We start from the raw sequence: 1,534 nt of genomic DNA on the forward strand, positions 1-1,534 counted from the left end.
GCGCAGGAGCTCGGCGCCCGCCTGCAGCTCCTCACCGGGACCCACGGCAGCCAGGTACGACGCCGCAAACGCGTGGGTGATGGCGTCCTCGTCGGGCGCGAGCGCCTCGATCATGGCGAGGTAGGCCGCGGCCTCCAAGACAGTGGCGATCACCCCCGCGTGCAGCCAGCCCGCGGCATTCAGAGCGTTCGGCGTCACCGTGAAGCCGACGCCCCGGGCCGGCTCGGTCTCGTCGAGCAGGACCACGCCGAGGTCGCGCAGCAGCGGCACGGCGAGGGCGCGATCCGCTCGGCGCCGCAGCACGTCGTTCACGGTCATGACGCGAGGTCTCCAGCCCGTGGCGACGCGCTCCTGACCGAGGGCCGCGCCGACCCGGCAGCGGCCGCCGAGCCTGCCGACGCGCTCGCGTGACGCCGAGGCCCGAGCGCCGCTCCCGTCTTCGAGCCGAGCCACACCGGATCGCGGGACGCCGAGCCGGCAGGCCCGGTCCACCCGCCTCCGAGCCTCGCCGAGCTCGGCGAGGTGCTCGACGATCTCACGCTCAGCCTCCTCACGGGCGGGCTGGCCCGCCGGTCAGCCTCGGGACCGCTCCGAAGCCGGCCGGGCTCCGGTCGGCAACCATAGAGGCCTCGACGACCGACCACCCGAGCCGCCAGCGCTCGCTCGTCGGCGTCCCGATTCCGACCGGGCCCGCGCACACGGGCTCAGCCGAAGCGGTAGCCCTCCCCGCCTCACACCCGTTGCTCGACGCCCGTCCGTCGATGGCCGGCGCGGCGCGCGAGGCGCCGCCGTCGCGACTCCTGCCCGCGCCCCCGGCCGGGCACGGTCGGCTGCCATCAGGTCAGCGTGGCTGCGGCTCGCCGTAGATGAAGTCGTCCATGACGGCCACGTCGTACCGCTTGCTGTCGTTCGGGCCCAGCTTCGAGTTGCCGTACACGATCCGCACCCGGCCGACGATCGCCGAGGGGTACGCCACCCCGAGGAACGAGAGGCCGTTCTTCGACACCGGCACCGGGAACCGGCCGAGCGATCGGCCCTGGACGTCGAAGAACTCGAAGGCCGCGGTCTCCTTGAGCTCGACATCGGTGTAGACGGCGCCGAACCCCCGGACCGCCGCCGGCTGGGTCGTCCCTGGGACGTAGAAGCGCAGGTTGACCACGTTGCTCCCGATCGGCGAGAAGAGGCGCTCGGGGCTGAAGGTCCGGAAGCGGGCGGTATAGGTCGGGTTGATGTCCCCGAAGCGCACGGGGACGCCGGCGGGGTTGCCGAGGCGGGCGCTCACGGCGACGCGGTCGCCCGGGGTCTGCAGCACCGCACCCCGCGCCCTCGGGGCGGTGGCCGCGTTGAAGAAGTCGGGTGGGAGAGCGTTCGGCTCCGCGAACTGATCCGGCACGCTGTCCCAGCTGATCTCGCGCCGTCCCGACGTGTGCCGGTCCGGCCCGCCGCCGTTGTCCGGGCCGAGCAGGCTGCGGTACCGGTCGACCGTCGGGCGGATGTCGCCGGCGCCCGTCACGACGGTCGGTCTCGGCTTCGC

Annotated in this window: 2 protein-coding genes; both read right to left on the minus strand. The window is 73.9% G+C overall.

The window, feature by feature from the left end:
• A partial coding sequence (locus tag VG869_00950) for a hotdog domain-containing protein (GenBank protein ID HEV3449747.1) occupies positions 1 to 318 on the minus strand: 318 nt, incomplete at its 3' end.
• A gap of 523 nt (positions 319 to 841) precedes the next feature.
• Positions 842 to 1,534 (minus strand): hypothetical protein (locus tag VG869_00955; protein ID HEV3449748.1); only part of this gene is annotated, 693 nt, incomplete at its 5' end.

The organism is Acidimicrobiia bacterium, assembly GCA_035948415.1.
In the GTDB taxonomy this organism is placed as follows: Bacteria; Actinomycetota; Acidimicrobiia; order IMCC26256; family PALSA-555; genus PALSA-555.